At 66.3% G+C, this 14,670-nt stretch carries 13 protein-coding genes; 4 read left to right on the top strand and 9 right to left on the bottom strand.

The genetic code is table 11. The features are described 5' to 3' along the window. Positions 1-121: 121 nt before the first annotated feature. The 5 genes from ACNQPB_RS14535 to ACNQPB_RS14515 all read right to left on the bottom strand — a co-directional run bounded on the left by ACNQPB_RS14535 (position 122) and on the right by ACNQPB_RS14515 (position 5,269). Positions 122-523 carry a cytochrome c oxidase subunit 4 gene (locus tag ACNQPB_RS14535; RefSeq protein ID WP_498752828.1) on the bottom strand — a complete coding sequence of 134 codons (402 nt, stop codon included), beginning with the start codon at positions 521-523 and terminating at the stop codon, positions 122-124. After that, on the bottom strand, positions 520-2,241 hold the full coding sequence (gene ctaD / locus ACNQPB_RS14530; RefSeq protein ID WP_498752826.1) for an aa3-type cytochrome oxidase subunit I: 1,722 nt from the start codon (positions 2,239-2,241) through the stop codon (positions 520-522). Before ctaD ends, ACNQPB_RS14535 begins: the two co-directional genes overlap by 4 nt. Positions 2,242-2,251: 10 nt before the next feature. Further along, the gene (gene ctaC / locus ACNQPB_RS14525; protein WP_498752825.1) at positions 2,252-3,124 is read right to left on the bottom strand and encodes an aa3-type cytochrome oxidase subunit II; all 873 of its coding nucleotides are present in this window, start codon (positions 3,122-3,124) and stop codon (positions 2,252-2,254) included. Between the two features lie 182 nt (positions 3,125-3,306). After that, the gene (locus ACNQPB_RS14520) at positions 3,307-3,684 is read right to left on the bottom strand and encodes a HesB/IscA family protein (protein ID WP_498752823.1); all 378 of its coding nucleotides are present in this window, start codon (positions 3,682-3,684) and stop codon (positions 3,307-3,309) included. 154 nt (positions 3,685-3,838) lie between these two features. After that, positions 3,839-5,269 (bottom strand): dipeptidase, encoded by a 1,431-nt coding sequence (locus ACNQPB_RS14515; protein ID WP_498752821.1) that lies wholly within the window; start codon positions 5,267-5,269, stop codon positions 3,839-3,841. A gap of 106 nt (positions 5,270-5,375) precedes the next feature. Here ACNQPB_RS14515 and ACNQPB_RS14510 point away from each other — a divergent pair, with 106 nt between their 5' ends. Continuing rightward, positions 5,376-5,969 carry a DUF3043 domain-containing protein gene (locus tag ACNQPB_RS14510; RefSeq protein ID WP_498752819.1) on the top strand — a complete coding sequence of 198 codons (594 nt, stop codon included), beginning with the start codon at positions 5,376-5,378 and terminating at the stop codon, positions 5,967-5,969. An 81-nt stretch (positions 5,970-6,050) separates the two neighbouring features. Here the strand turns inward: ACNQPB_RS14510 and ACNQPB_RS14505 are convergent, their stop codons facing one another. Then, on the bottom strand, positions 6,051-7,118 hold the full coding sequence (locus tag ACNQPB_RS14505; protein WP_498752817.1) for a quinone-dependent dihydroorotate dehydrogenase: 1,068 nt from the start codon (positions 7,116-7,118) through the stop codon (positions 6,051-6,053). A gap of 69 nt (positions 7,119-7,187) precedes the next feature. Between ACNQPB_RS14505 and ACNQPB_RS14500 the strand changes: the two genes are divergently transcribed. From ACNQPB_RS14500 to ACNQPB_RS14490, 3 genes are read left to right on the top strand one after another with little or no spacing between them, the layout of a single operon-like run. Then, on the top strand, positions 7,188-8,870 hold the full coding sequence (locus tag ACNQPB_RS14500) for an FAD-binding dehydrogenase (protein ID WP_498752815.1): 1,683 nt from the start codon (positions 7,188-7,190) through the stop codon (positions 8,868-8,870). A 9-nt stretch (positions 8,871-8,879) separates the two neighbouring features. Next, complete coding sequence (locus ACNQPB_RS14495) at positions 8,880-9,908, top strand: alpha/beta hydrolase (protein ID WP_498752813.1); 1,029 nt, start codon at positions 8,880-8,882, stop codon at positions 9,906-9,908. After that, positions 9,905-10,978 (top strand): alpha/beta hydrolase, encoded by a 1,074-nt coding sequence (locus ACNQPB_RS14490; protein ID WP_498752811.1) that lies wholly within the window; start codon positions 9,905-9,907, stop codon positions 10,976-10,978. The genes ACNQPB_RS14495 and ACNQPB_RS14490 overlap by 4 nt, the downstream gene beginning before the upstream one ends. A 29-nt stretch (positions 10,979-11,007) precedes the next feature. Here ACNQPB_RS14490 and ACNQPB_RS14485 read toward each other — a convergent pair whose 3' ends face one another. The 3 genes from ACNQPB_RS14485 to leuA all read right to left on the bottom strand — a co-directional run bounded on the left by ACNQPB_RS14485 (position 11,008) and on the right by leuA (position 14,426). Continuing rightward, on the bottom strand, positions 11,008-11,826 hold the full coding sequence (locus ACNQPB_RS14485; protein WP_498752810.1) for an isoprenyl transferase: 819 nt from the start codon (positions 11,824-11,826) through the stop codon (positions 11,008-11,010). A gap of 2 nt (positions 11,827-11,828) precedes the next feature. Continuing rightward, on the bottom strand, positions 11,829-12,581 hold the full coding sequence (gene recO, locus ACNQPB_RS14480; protein WP_498752808.1) for a DNA repair protein RecO: 753 nt from the start codon (positions 12,579-12,581) through the stop codon (positions 11,829-11,831). 105 nt (positions 12,582-12,686) lie between these two features. Further along, positions 12,687-14,426, bottom strand: coding sequence for a 2-isopropylmalate synthase (gene leuA, locus ACNQPB_RS14475; RefSeq protein ID WP_498752806.1), 1,740 nt, complete (start codon positions 14,424-14,426; stop codon positions 12,687-12,689). Positions 14,427-14,670: the final 244 nt, after the last annotated feature.

Below are 14,670 nucleotides of genomic sequence, written 5' to 3'. Positions count from 1 at the left end.
CCCGCCCACACCCCCCGGCCCGGGGGCCGCTGCCATTGAACACACACACCCGACCCCCCCGGCCCCCCCCGGGTCCCCTCCCCCGCGGGGGGGCCCCCCCCCGTCGCTGTTATGCCGGGTGTCAGTGGGCGTGGTCGCCGCGGCTGTACTCGAAGACCCAGCCGACCAGGGCTACGAGGGCCAGGCCGGCGGCAACGAAGGTGATCCAGAAACCTACCGCGATGCCCAGGAAGCCACCGGCGCAGGCGAGGCCGAGGACCAGCGGCCACCAGCTCCACGGGCTGAAGTGGCCCTGCTCGCCGGCACCCTCGTGGATCTCAGCGTCGGGGCGGTCCTCAGGACGCAGGCCGACGCGCCTGCCGGTGAAGCCGAGGTATGCACCGATCATGCCGGCGAGGCCGCCGACCAGGAGGATGCCCAGAATGCCGACCCACTCGGACCAGTGCGTCAGGAAGCCGTACGCAAGCGATACCGGGACGAAGAAGAAGACTCCGGCCCCGAAGAGCCACGATTCGATTTTCACTTTCGGACGTCCTTCTGATCAGCGTTGCCGAGCACCCCTGCTGCGGGCTCCGGGGCCTGGACAGTGTGCGCCTGGGACAACTCAGGGTGGTGCAGGTCAAGCGCCGGGCGCTCCGAGCGGATGCGCGGGAGGGAGGTGAAGTTGTGGCGCGGCGGCGGGCAGGAGGTTGCCCACTCCAGCGAAGCGCCGAAGCCCCAGGGATCGTCCACTTCGACCTTCTTGTTGCTGCGCCAGGTGATGTAGACATTCCAGAAGAACGGCAGCAGGGAGGCGCCCAGGACGAACGAGGAGATCGTGGAGAACTGGTTCATCCAGGTGAAGTTGTCCTCCACCAGGTAGTCGGCGTAGCGGCGGGGCATGCCCTCGACGCCGAGCCAGTGCTGGATCAGGAAGGTGCCGTGGAAGCCGAGGAAGAGGAGCCAGAAGTGGATCTTGCCGAGGCGCTCGTTGAGCATCTTGCCGGTCCACTTCGGCCACCAGAAGTAGAAGCCCGCGAACATCGCGAACACCACGGTGCCGAACACCACGTAGTGGAAGTGCGCGACCACGAAGTAGGAGTCGGACACGTGGAAGTCCAGCGGCGGGGAGGACAGGATGATGCCGGTCAGGCCACCGAAGAGGAAGGTCACCAAGAAGCCGATGCTCCAGAGCATGGGGGTTTCGAAGGTGATGGAGCCCTGCCAGAGGGTACCGATCCAGTTGAAGAACTTCACGCCGGTGGGGACTGCGATCAGCATGGTCATGAAGGCGAAGAACGGCAGCAGGACCGAGCCGGTGACATACATGTGGTGTGCCCAGACGGTCACGGACAGGGCCGCGATCGCGATGGTCGCGTAGACCAGGCCCTTGTAGCCGAAGATCGGCTTGCGGCTGAAGACCGGGAAGATCTCCGAGACGATGCCGAAGAACGGCAGGGCGATGATGTACACCTCAGGGTGGCCGAAGAACCAGAACAGGTGCTGCCAGAGAACGGCGCCGCCGTTTTCGGGATCGAAGATGTGCGCACCGAAGCGGCGGTCAGCACCCAGGGCGAACAGCGCTGCTGCCAGCGGCGGGAACGCCATCAGGACCAGGATTGCCGTGACGAGGGTGTTCCACGTGAAGATCGGCATACGCCACATGGTCATGCCCGGGGCACGCATGCAGATGATCGTGGTAATGAAGTTGACCGCGCCGAGGATGGTGCCGAAGCCCGACAGCGCAAGGCCAAAGACCCAAAGGTCACCGCCGACGCCGGGGGTGAACGTAGTGTTCGAGAGCGGGGCGTAGGCGAACCAGCCGAAGGAGGCAGCACCCTGCGGGGTGATGAAACCGGAGACGGCGATGGTGGAACCGAAGAGGAAGAACCAGAAGGCCAGGGCATTCAGTCGCGGGAAGGCGACGTCAGGTGCGCCGATCTGGAGCGGCATGATGACGTTCGCGAAGCCTGCGAAGAGCGGCGTAGCGAACATCAGGAGCATCACCGTGCCGTGCATGGTGAAAAGCTGGTTGTACTGTTCCTTCGTCTGCAGGATCTGCATGCCCGGTTCGAAAAGCTCGGCGCGGATGAGCAGAGCCATGACGCCGCCGAGGCAGAAGAACACGAAGGAGGCGATCAGGTACATGTACCCGATGGTCTTGTGGTCGGTGGAGGTGATCCAGTTGACGACGATGCGTCCCTTGGATTTCGGCACGACCGGAGCGTCAAGGACCCCGGCGGATTGAGTGTAAGTAGCCACGTCGCTTCCCTTAATTCTTCTCGTTCAGGTTCGGGTTGCGGTCGTACTTCGAATCGAGGAGACCCGTGTTGCCGCTCTGGCGAAGCTGGTCCATGTGTGCCTGGAACTCAGCTTCGGAAACGACCTTCACGCGGAACAGCATCTCGGAGTGGTATTCACCGCAGAGTTCGGCGCACTTGCCGTCGTAGGTGCCCTCCTTGGTGGGGGTCAACCTGATGTAGTTGGTCTTGCCCGGGATCATGTCGCGCTTCTGCAGGAAGGCGGGGACCCAGAAAGAGTGGATGACATCGCGGGAGTTCAGCTGCAGATCGACCGACTTGCCGACCGGCAGGTACAGGGTGGGCAGCTTGTCCTTGTCGATGGTGTTGCCCGTCAGGTGCGCCTGGAGGCCGGCTTCGTGCAGGTCTTCGCTGACCACGGAGCCCTTCTTGTAGTTGAAGTCCCAGGCCCACTGCTTGCCACGGACGTCAACGACGACGTCGGCCGGCTTGGAGCGGTCATCGATGGCCTGCTGGTCACGGTCGGTGAAGTAGAAGAACACCAGGACCATGAAAAGCGGGATCGCCAGATAGAAGACCTCCAGCGGGAGGTTGTAGCTGAGCTGGCGCGGGAATCCGACGGTCCCCTTGCGGCGGCGGTAGGCGATGATGCACCAGACCAGAAGGCCCCAGGTGATGATGCCGACCGCGAGGGCCGCGATCCATGAGTTGACCCAGAGGTCCATGATGCGGTCGGTGTGGTTGGTGGTGCCCCGCTCAGTAGGGAGCCAACCCTTCTCAACCTCTGACGAACATCCGGTCAAAACCAACGCGCCGGCTAGTGCCAAGCCAGTGATCGTAGTGATCTTTGTGCGTCGGCTGCCGGTTCGGTTCTGCGAACTCACAGACGGCCCTTCCTCTTGTTGCTGCAGCCCGGCAGGCCAAAGGCACGCCGGGCACACGAAGTTTTACTACCCGATGTAGAGCTTACCGCTATGCACGGGTTTTCGCTGACACGCCGCGGCAGTGCGTCGGAACAACCATGAAGGTGTCCGGCGCACTGCCGCGCGGCCGGCGGTTTTCCTGCTTAGTGGAACGAATCTCCGCAGGCGCAGGAGCCACCCGCGTTGGGGTTGTCGATCGTGAAGCCCTGCTTCGAAATGGTGTCTTCGAAGTCGATGCTTGCGCCGTCCAGGTAGGGCACGCTCATCTTGTCAACGACGACCTCGACGCCCTCGTAATCGCGGACGGCGTCGCCGTCGAGCAGGCGCTCGTCGAAGTAAAGCTGGTAGATCAGGCCCGAGCAGCCGCCCGGCTGAACAGCCACACGCAAGCGCAGGTCGGTGCGGCCTTCCTGCTCAAGGAGGCTCCGGACCTTGCCGGCGGCGACATCGGTGAGATTCACGCCGTGCACAGGCAGTTCCGCGCTGGTGGCGGTGGTGTTTTCGTTTGTTGCGGTGCTCATTGGCCTACCTAACTATGACGCTTGCGGCATGCATCGCCTCCGCGGTGCATGCCCTTACCCACTTGCATTCGGGTTACAGCTCAATGCTACGTCGCACGGACGCATAGCTATAACTGCAACCGTAACCAGCGGGCGGCTTCACTTGTTCCCGGAGCTAAGCCAGTCCGGAAGCATCCAGCCGCGCAAGCATCAGTGCCTCGGCCAGGACTGCGCGCCGGAAATCCTCGATGTGCAGCGACTCGTTGGCGCTGTGCGCACGCGAATCCGGATCCTCCACGCCCGTGACAAGGATCTGGACCTCGGGGTACACCTCGGTCAGGTCCGCGATGAAGGGAATGGATCCGCCGATGCCCATCTCCACGGCGGGGACACCCCAGGCCTCCCCCAGCGCCCACATGGCAATCCGGGCGGACGGGGAGGCAGTGTCCGTGGCAAACGCGTTGCCGCGCTCACCGGGGGTGAACGTCACCCGGGCGCCGAATGGAGCATTGTCCACGAGGTGTTTCTCGATGGCCGCCATGGCGGCCTCCGGGTCCTGCCCAGGCGCCAGGCGCAGGCTGAATTTCGCCCGCGCCGCAGGAAGCAGCGTGTTGGACGCGACGTCGACGGCGGGCGCGTCGATGCCGATGATCGACAGGGCCGGCTTGGTCCAGAGCCGGGAAGCGATGCTCCCGCTCCCCGCCAGCCGGACGCCGTCGAGCACGGAGGCATCGGCACGGAACTGGGCCTCGTCAAGGTCCACCGCAACCTCGTCCTTGGCGAGCAGCCCGGGCACGGCCACATTTCCGGCGTCGTCGTGCAGGGTGGCGATCAACCGGGCAAGGACGGTCGGCGCGTCCAGCACCGGTCCCCCGAACATGCCCGAGTGCACTGCGTGCTCCAGCACGCGGACTTCGAAGGTGCCGTCCACAAGGCCGCGCAGGCTGGTGGTGAGGGCCGGCACGCCCACCTTCCAGTTGCTGGAGTCCGCCACAACGATCACATCGGCCCGGAGGAGTTCCCGGTGGGTCTCCAGGAAGGTGCGGAAGGTCGGTGATCCCGCCTCCTCCTCGCCCTCGAAGAAGAGCGTGACTCCCAAGCCGAACCGGTCTCCCAGGACCTCGCTGACCGCCGAGAATGCGGCTAGGTGGGCCATGATGCCCGCTTTGTCGTCCGCTGCGCCGCGGCCGTACAGTCGGCCGTCACGTTCCTCGGCAATGAAGGGTTCCGAGTCCCACAGGGCCCGCTCCCCCGGCGGCTGGACGTCGTGGTGCGCGTAGAGCAGGATGGTCGCCTTGCCGGGGGCGGCCGGGCGGCGGGCGACGACGGCGGGTCCGCCTGCGCTGCCGTCCTCCTTGTTGCACCGCAGGACCTGCACGTCGCTGAAACCTGTTTCACGGACCAGGCCGGCGACGGCCTCCGCGCTGCGGTCAAGTTCCGCGGGGTCGAAACTGCTCCAGGCGATCCCGGGAACGGCGACGAGCGTTTTGAGCCGCGCCAAGGTCAGGTCGAAGGACGCGTCGACGGCGGCCTTCAGGGCCGCCGTATCAACTGCGCCGGGGGTCCCGGTCTGGTTTTGCGGGGTCTCCGCGTGGGTGGAAGTCATGGCGAAAACACTACCGCCGAGTACGAGCCGCCGGAACCAGCACTTTCCCCGGGTTGCATGGCGCGCATTGTCGCCCGGGTCACTCCGCGACGGGTATTCTGTATTGGTGTTTGGACGTAAAAAGGAAGAGCCCAGCGCTCAGGACTCAATAGACCAGCTTGCCGCCGACGCCGCGGCAAAGGGCCCGGGCAAGGGTGCGCCCACACCCAAGCGCAAGGACCAGGAAGCGGCGCGCAAGCGGCCCTTGGTTCCCAGCGACCGGAAGGCCTCCAAGGAAGCCGAAAGGGTTGCCATCCAGGACGAGCGCCAGAAGATGCGCCGGGCACTGGACACCGGCGACGAGAAATACCTGCCGCTGCGTGACAAGGGCCCGCAGAAGCGGTTTACCCGCGACTTCGTGGATGCCCGGTTCAACCTGGGCGAATACCTCATGTTCGGTGCCCTCGCCTTCGTGGTGGTTTCCTTTGTGATCCCGCAGTCCAGCGACGCCCTGACCTATGTCCTGATCGGCTTCTGGGTGATGTTCCTCGCGGTATTCGTGGACGTCTTCCTTCTTTCCCGCAAGCTGCGCAAGGCGCTGGCGCAGAAGTTCGGCGACGTCGAACGCGGCACCGTCTGGTACGGAAGCATGCGCTCATTGCAGTTCCGCAAGCTGCGCCTCCCGAAGCCGCTGGTCAGCCGCGGCGATTACCCTTCATAGGAGACCGCACGCAGAAGGACCCCGGAACAATGTTCCGGGGTCCTTCTGCATTTGCGGCCGCCGCCGGCGGCGGCCAGGTGGTCAGCGGCGGTGTTTCGCCAGGCCCTTGTTGATCCGGGAGGCCCAGAAGGGTCCTTCATAGAGGAACGCCGTGTAACCCTGCACGAGGGTTGCTCCGGCGTCCAGCCGTTCCTGGACGTCGGCGGCCGTTTCCACGCCGCCCACGGAGATCAGCACCAGCTGGTCTCCGACGGCGGACTTCAGCCGTTTGAGCACGTCCAGTGAGCGCTGCTTCAGCGGTGCGCCGGAGAGTCCGCCTGCGCCGCACGCTTCCACCTTGGCCGCGTCCGTTGCCAGGCCATCGCGGCCGATGGTGGTATTGGTGGCGATGACGCCGTCGAGGCCGAGGTCGAGCGCCAGGCGCGCGACGTCGTCGACGTCTTCATCGCTGAGATCCGGGGCGATCTTGACCAGCAGCGGAACATGGCGCCCAGCTGCTTGGTCTGCAGTTTCGCCCACAGCCGCCAACAGCGGGCGCAGGGTTTCCACGTTCTGCAGCAGCCGGAGCCCCGGGGTGTTCGGGGAACTCACGTTCACCACGAGGTAATCCGCCGCGGGGGCAAGGCTCCGCGCGCTGACGAGGTAGTCCTCAACGGCGTCCTCAAGCTCCACGACCTTGGTCTTGCCGATGTTGACGCCAATGACCGGCCGGACTCCCGGGTGCGCCTTCTGCAGGCTTGCCCGTGCGGACTTGAGGCGGGGAGCCACAGCGGAGGCGCCGTCGTTGTTGAAGCCCATCCTGTTGATGACGGCACGGTCCTCGACGAGCCTGAAGAGCCGGGGCTTTTCGTTGCCCGGCTGGGCCTGGCCCGTGATCGTTCCCACCTCGACATGCCCGAAGCCCAATTCGCTCAGGGCCTCGATGCCGTGGCCTTCCTTGTCGAACCCCGCAGCAAGCCCGAACGGCGACGGGAAGCTCAGGCCGAGGGCCTCGGTCCGGAGGGAAGCGTGCGGGGCGGTCACCCTGCCCAGGATCCGTCCGGCTCCGCAGGAATGGGCCAGCCGGATTGCCCGGAAACCGATCTTGTGGGCCTTTTCGGCATCCATCCAGGAGAAGGCCAGCTTGAAGAATGTGGGGTAGACGCGCATACCCCCTAGTTTTCCGTCTTCGGCGCCACTCACCAAACCGGCATCATTACCCGGGAGTAGCATGTTGCCATGTCGGCGAATACGGGAAACCGCACCCCTGGCCACAGCGTGATCGAGAGCGATGTCCTGGTGATCGGGGCCGGACTTTCCGGCCTGGTGGCCGCCTCGACGGCGTACGCCGCGGGGCGCCAGGTCTCCGTCATCGACCAGGAGCCTCCAGCATCGCTGGGCGGCCAGGCCCACTGGTCGTTCGGCGGCCTGTTCCTTGTCGACAGCCCCGAGCAACGGCGCCTCGGCGTACGGGATTCCGCGGAACTGGCCCTGGACGACTGGCTGGCCTCGGCCGGGTTCGACCGGCCCGAGGATCTGTGGGCCCGCCGCTGGGCGGAGGCATACGTCCATTTCGCCGCCGGAGAGAAGCGGCGCTGGCTGCATGCGCTCGGAGTGAAACTCTTCCCCCTGGTGCAATGGGCGGAGCGCGGAGGCCACGGCCCCGCCGGGCACGGGAACTCCGTGCCACGCTTCCATGTCGTGTGGGGCACGGGTCCCGGCCTGCTGGAACCCTTCCTGGCCAAGGTCGCCGAAGGCGTCGCCAGCGGTCGGATCAGCCTGCACTTCCGGCACCGGGCAAGCGCACTGACGACGGCGGCAGGCCGGGTCAGCGGGGTGCTCGGCGACGTTCTGGAGGACTCCGCTGCCGGGCGCGGCGTCGCTTCGTCCAGGACCGCCGTCGGAAGCTTCGAGGCCACCGCCGGGGCGGTGATCGTGGCCAGCGGCGGAATCGGCGGCAACCACCCCTTGGTCAGGAGGCTCTGGCCGGGCGGAGCAGCCCCGGAGCAGCTGCTCAGCGGCGTGCCGGCCTCGGTGGACGGGGAATTCCTTGCCGCGGCGGAAGACGCGGGAGCGGCCCTCATCAACGGCGACCGCATGTGGCATTACCCCGAAGGTGTCCATAACCACTCCCCCCTATGGCCACGGCACGGCATCCGCATCCTGCCCGGGCCGTCGTCGCTATGGCTCGACGCCACAGGCAGGCAACTGCCGCCACCGCTTTTCCCCGGCTTCGATTCGCAGGGTGCGCTCCGGCACATCGTCGGCTCAGGGCACGGCCACTCATGGTTCGTCTGCAACCGGACAATCGCATTGAAGGAGTTCGCGCTGTCAGGCTCCGAACAGAACCCGGACCTCAGCAACCGGGACCTGCGGCTCCTGGCCGCCAGGCTCCGGAAGAATGCGCCGACGCCGTTGAGCACCTTCCTGGACCGGGGCGTCGACTTCTTGCAGGCACCCGCACCGCGGGAACTCGCGGAACGGATGAATTCCCTGACCGGCACCACCCTGATTGACCCCGCCGGCCTGGAATCCCTCATCAGGCAACGGGATCAACAGCTCTCCACCGGGCTGGGCAAGGACCTCCAGCTGGCCGCTGTCCGCGCCGCAAGGCGGTTCGCCAGTGACCGGTTGATGCGCGTTGCCCCGCCCCACCGTCTCGAAGATCCGGCGCACGGGCCGCTGGTGGCGGTCCGTTTGTCGGTCCTCACACGCAAGAGCCTCGGCGGACTCCAGACAGACCTGCAGTCGCGGGTCCTCGACGGATCGGGCGCTCCCCTGCCAGGTCTCTTCGCGGCCGGCGAAGCCGCGGGATTCGGCGGAGGCGGAATCCACGGATACCGGGCACTTGAAGGAACGTTCCTGGGCGGTTGCCTGTTTTCCGGGCGGGCTGCCGGGCTCGAAGCGGCAGCCTTTGTCTAAGCTGGTCCCGTGGAGTGGCAGACCGACATCCTTGGCACCGACTTCGAAAGCTGCGGCTTTGAGGCCTGCGGCCTGGACGGCGTGTCCCGGCGGGCAACGCTTGTGCGGCATGTGCCCGGAGCCGCGCAGGATGCCGGGGCGCCGGCCCACGGTGCGGTGCTGTTCCTGCACGGGTGGAGCGATTACTTCTTCAACGTGGCATTGGCCGAGTTCTGGACGCAGCAGGGATTCCGCTTCTATGCGCTCGACATGCACAACCACGGCCGGAACCTGCGCGAAGACACCACGGGCGGCTATGTGGCCCACCTGGAGGACTACGATGCCGAAATCGGCGCGGCGATCGGCATGATCCGATCCGGCGAGGTCGGGGACGGAGACCCGGTGCCCCTGACCTTGATGGGCCATTCGACAGGCGGGCTGGTGGCGGCGCTCTGGGTCAGCAGCCACCCCGGGATAGTGCAGTACCTGGTCCTCAACAGCCCATGGCTGGAGATGCACGGGAGTTCGCTGGTCCGCAAAGCCGCGCAGCTCCTGGTCAAGCCCATGGCCCGTATCCGCCCCTTGACGGTCCTTCGGCTGCCCGAGCGCGGCTTCTACTACCGCAGCATCAGCAGCACCGCCGAAGGCGAATGGTCCTTGGACGAAAAATACCGCCCGCCCCTCGCGTTCCCGCTGCGGGCAGGCTGGTTGAGCGCCGTGCTCAGCGGCCATACCCGCGTGGCCCGCGGCCTCGCCATCGACATCCCCATCCTGGTCCTGATTTCAGGGGCCAGCGCCAACGGAATGATCTGGAGGGAATCCATGCGGCATTCGGACGCCGTCCTGGACGTGAACATCATGGCGCTGAGGGCCATGACACTGGGCCGGAGCGTCACCCTGGAACGGGTGGACGGAGGCCTGCATGACGTCTTCCTCTCGGAAGCCGCCGTGCGGGATGACGCCTATTCCCGGCTGGCCCGGTGGATCCGCGGCTTCATCTTGAACGGCGGGGCGCCGCCCGCCCCGGATTCCGGCCCCGACGACGGCGGCCGCGAGTGAGCGCCAACGGCGCCCGGGGTGCATGGCGGGCCGACTTCCTCGGCCCCCACTTCGAAGCGCTGGAGCTGGAACTTTCCCCGGACGAAGAAGGCCCGGTCTGCGCCACCCTCGTGAGGTACACGGTGCCGCCGCCCGAGACCGCGCGTCCGCGCCGGCTACGGGACGCCTTCGCCGAACTCACCCGCCACGCGATCCGCCAGGAAGCGCCCCGCCACGACAAGGCCCCGCGCGTGGTGCTGTATTTGCACGGCTGGGCGGACTATTTCCTCCAGGACGAACTGGCCGAAAGCCTCGCCGCATCAGGATTCCATTTCTACGCGGTGGACCTACGGAAGTTCGGGCGCAGCCTGCGCAGATGGCAGACGCCCGGCTACACCACGGACCTGGCCGTCTACGACGAAGACCTCGACGCCGCCCTTGCCGCCATCGACGTGGACGTTGCCAAGCGCACCGGAAGCACGGCGCCGCCCACTGTGCACCTGCTCGCCCACTCTCTGGGCGGCCTCATCGCCACACTGTGGGCGGACCGGCACCCCGGGCGGCTCGCCACCCTGGTCCTCAACTCGCCATGGCTCGAGCTCCAAGGAAGCAGCCTCATCCGCAGCATTGCGATGCACCTCGTGGAACCCTTCGCCCGGACCGACCCGAAGCGCGCGTTCCGGTTCCCGGAAATGCCCGCCTACTGGGAAAGCGTCAGCAGCCTGGCCCACGGCGAATGGACCCTCGATCCGCAATGGCGCCCGCGCGCTTCTTTCCCGATCCGCGCCGGATGGAGCAAAGCGGTCCTGGCCGGGCACGCCGCCGTCGAACGCAAGCTCGACATCGACGCGCCTGTCCTGGTGATGCTGTCCGGCCGCACCCGGATCCAGGGAGAATGGACCGCCGAACTGATGCGGGTGGACACCGTGATCGACGTCGAGGAAACCGCGCGCCGGGCCCTGGGCCTGGGCCGCCGGACGGCGGTCTTCCGGTACCCGGGTGCGCTGCACGACGTTTTCCTGTCCCGCCGGATCGTCCGCCAGCAGGCGTACCGCGACGTCGCGATCTGGCTGGAGTCCTACCCCGGCTGACGGTTCAGCACACGTGGGTTAACTCCGCTTCAGGCGTGCGTTGCGGCGTCCACCGCGCCGCCGTACCGGCGGTCACGCTTTGCGAAAATCTCGACGGCGTCCCACAGGGTACGCCGGTCGACGTCCGGCCAGAGCGTGTCCATGAAGACGAACTCGGCGTAGGCGGACTGCCAGAGGAGGAAGTTGGAAAGGCGCTGTTCCCCGGAACTGCGAAGAAACAGGTCCACGTCGGGCAGGTCCGGCTCATCCAGGTATTTCTGGATGGTCTTCTCGGACACCGACGACGCCCTCAGCTTACCGTCCGCGACGTCCCGGGCGATCGCCGCGACGGCGTCCGCGATCTCAGCCCGGCCGCCGTAATTAACACACATGGTCAACGTGCAGGTGCTGTTGTTCCGGGTGTATTCCTCAGCCTCTTCGAGCTCCTTGATCACCGAGCCCCAGAGCCGGGGCCTGCGCCCGGCCCAGCGGATCCGCACTCCCCACTCGTCCAACTGGTTGCGCTGGCGGCGCAGCACATCCTTGTTAAATCCCATCAGGAAGCGGACTTCCTCCGGTGAACGGCGCCAGTTCTCGGTGGAGAATGCGTAGACGCTGACGTATTCGATGCCCAGCTCGATCGCGCCTGCCATGACGTCCAGCAGAGCGGGTTCGCCGGCCTTGTGGCCCTCGATCCGGGGCAGACCGCGCTGGTTGGCCCAACGCCCGTTGCCGTCCATCACAATGGCAACGTGCCGCGGCACAAGTTCGGCGGGGATGGCGGGGGGCACCGCACCGGACGGGTGCGGATACGGCGCCGTCACCGGCTTGTTCCGGCGGGACGGTGAATTCTTCTTTGCCAATGCCACTGTCAGCTACGCTCCACGTGTTTGAGGGATTTCAACGACCGTTCAAGATGCCACTGCAGGTAGCTGGCCACCAGGCCCGCTGCCTCGCGCCGGTGGACACTGTCTGAGGAGTCCGCCGTCGACCAGTCACCGGTCAGCAAGGCACCCAGCAAAGCTACGGTCTCCGGGGCCGGAGCCGGAGACCCGGGCGGCCTGCAGTCGCCGCAGACCATGCCACCCAGGGGTGCGGCGAAGGCGGTGTGCGGCCCTGCGGCACCGCAGCGGGCACAGTCGGTGAAACTCGGCGCCCAGCCGCCTGTCGCAAGGGCACGCAGCAGATAGGAATCGAGGATCAGTTCCGGCGGATGGGCGGAACGGCTCAGCGACGCGAGGGCACCGACCAGGAGGTTGTACTGCGCGGTGCCGGAGTCTGCGTCGGCATCGCTGAGTTTTTCCGCGGTTTCCACCATGGCCGCCGCGGCCGTGTAGCTCGTGTAGTCGGAAGCGATGGCCGTTCCATAGGCGCCCTTGGCCACCGCCTGGGTGACGACGTCCAGGGAGCGGCCGGAGACCAGCTGCAGGTCGGCCACCATGAAGGGTTCGAGCCTGGCACCGAAGCGGCTGCTTGTCCGGCGGACGCCCTTGGCCACCGCCCTGACCTGGCCATGGTGCTTGGTCAGGAGAATGATGATGCGGTCGGCTTCGCCCAGTTTGTGGGTGCGGAGCACCACGGCGTCGTCCCGGTAGGACCGGGCTGCAAAGGATGGGTTGGCCACAGTTAATCTTCGCACCAGGCCGGGCGCAATGGCGTCCGGCGGAGCCGGGGGGGGGGGGGGGTGGGGGCCCCCCCGCCCCCCCCCCGGCTCCCTCGCGGTCCGTTGCTAGGCGCGGACCGAGCGGACCGCCCGGTTGACGGCGGAGATGACGGCCTTCAGGGCGGCGGTGCTGGTGTTGGGATCGATGCCGACACCCCACAGGACCCGCTCGCCGACGGCGCATTCGACGTAGGCTGCGGCGCTTGCGCTGCCGCCTTCGGACAGGGCGTGCTCGCTGTAGTCGAGGACCCGCACGTCCACGCCGTCTTCCCGCAGGATGCTCAGCAGCGCCGCAATGGGGCCGTTGCCGGTGCCGGTGCGCTGGACTTCCTTGCCGTCGATCCGAAGGGCGGCGTGCAGGGTCAGTTCGCCGGACTCATCCGTTTCCGTGCGTCCGGCGCCCAGGGAGTAGCGCCCCCACTGGCCCTCTTCAATGGTGGAAGGCAGGTACTCGTCCTGGAACATGGCCCACAGCTGTGCGCCGCTGACTTCGCCGCCCATGGTGTCCGTGCGGTGCTGGATGACCCCGGAGAATTCGATCTGGGCCCGGCGCGGCAGGTCCAGGCTGTGTTCGCTCTTGAGCAGGTAGGCCACGCCGCCCTTGCCGGACTGCGAGTTCACGCGGATCACGGCTTCGTAGCTGCGGCCCAGGTCCTTAGGATCGATCGGCAGGTACGGGACCTGCCAGGTGAAGTCGTCCACGGCCTTGCCGGCCGCTGCGGCGTCCTTCTCCAGAGCCTCGAAGCCCTTCTTGATGGCATCCTGGTGCGAACCGGAGAACGCCGTGAAGACGAGGTCTCCGCCGTAGGGCGAACGCTCGGGCACGGGCAGCTGGTTGCAGTACTCCACGGTGCGGCGGACTTCATCGATGTCCGAGAAATCGATCATGGGGTCGATGCCCTGGACGAACATGTTCAGGCCCAGGGTGACCAGGTCCACGTTGCCGGTGCGCTCGCCGTTGCCGAACAGGCAGCCTTCGATGCGGTCGGCGCCGGCCAGGTAGCCGAGTTCGGCGGCGGCGACGCCGGTGCCCCGGTCGTTGTGCGGGTGCAGCGAGATGATGATGCCCTCGCGGGGGTGCAGGTTGCGGTGCATCCACTCGATGGAGTCGGCGTAAACGTTCGGAGTGGCCATTTCCACCGTCGCAGGCAGGTTGATGATGACCTGCTTGTCGGCGGACGCCTCGAAGATATCGGCGATCGCGTTGCAGACCCGGGCCGCGTATTCGAGCTCGGTGCCGGTGAAGGACTCCGGTGAGTACTCGTAGGTGATGTGCGTGTCGGTGAGGGTTTCCTCATACTTCTTGCACAGGCGCGCACCCTGCAGGGCGATGTCCAGGATGCCGTCTTCGTCCTGGTTGAAGACCACCCGGCGCTGCAGCACGGACGTGGAGTTGTAGAGGTGCACGATCGCCTGCTTGGCGCCGACCAGCGATTCGTAGGTCCGCTCGATCAGGTGTTCACGGGCCTGGGTCAGCACCTGGATGGTGACGTCGTCCGGGATGTGTCCGCCTTCGATGAGCTGGCGGACGAAGTCGAAGTCGGTCTGGGATGCCGAGGGGAAGCCGACCTCGATCTCTTTGTAGCCCATCTTGACCAGCAGCTGGAACATCTTCAGCTTGCGGGCCGGGCTCATGGGGTCGATGAGTGCCTGGTTGCCGTCGCGCAGGTCCACCGCGCACCAGCGCGGGGCTTTGGTGATGACCTTGTCCGGCCAGGTGCGGTCCGGCAGTTCAACGTTGATCTGGTCCTGGAAGGGCAGGTAGCGGTGGATCGGCATACCGGAGGGCTTTTGTGCGTTGCGCATGACTAAGGGCCTTTTCTTTGTAACTCGATGGAAGATTGGCCGGGCATAGCAAACTCCGCAGCGAGGATTGGCCTAGCGATTAGTCGCTTTTGAGGCCCCGCCGCGGCAGCTAAGGAGAAGCATTCCTGCACGCACCATTTCACAGTAACACGGTGCGTATGATGTCAGTGCAATACCTGAAGCAACGTCCACTATGCAGACGCGGCAACGGTGCCCTGCCGGCGGCGCGTCATCGAAGGAGCTT

Origin of the sequence: Curtobacterium sp. LFS079, assembly GCF_047977865.1 — a bacterium.
Taxonomy (GTDB): domain Bacteria; phylum Actinomycetota; class Actinomycetes; order Actinomycetales; family Micrococcaceae; genus Arthrobacter.
This window is presented reverse-complemented; position numbering and strand designations above follow the sequence as displayed.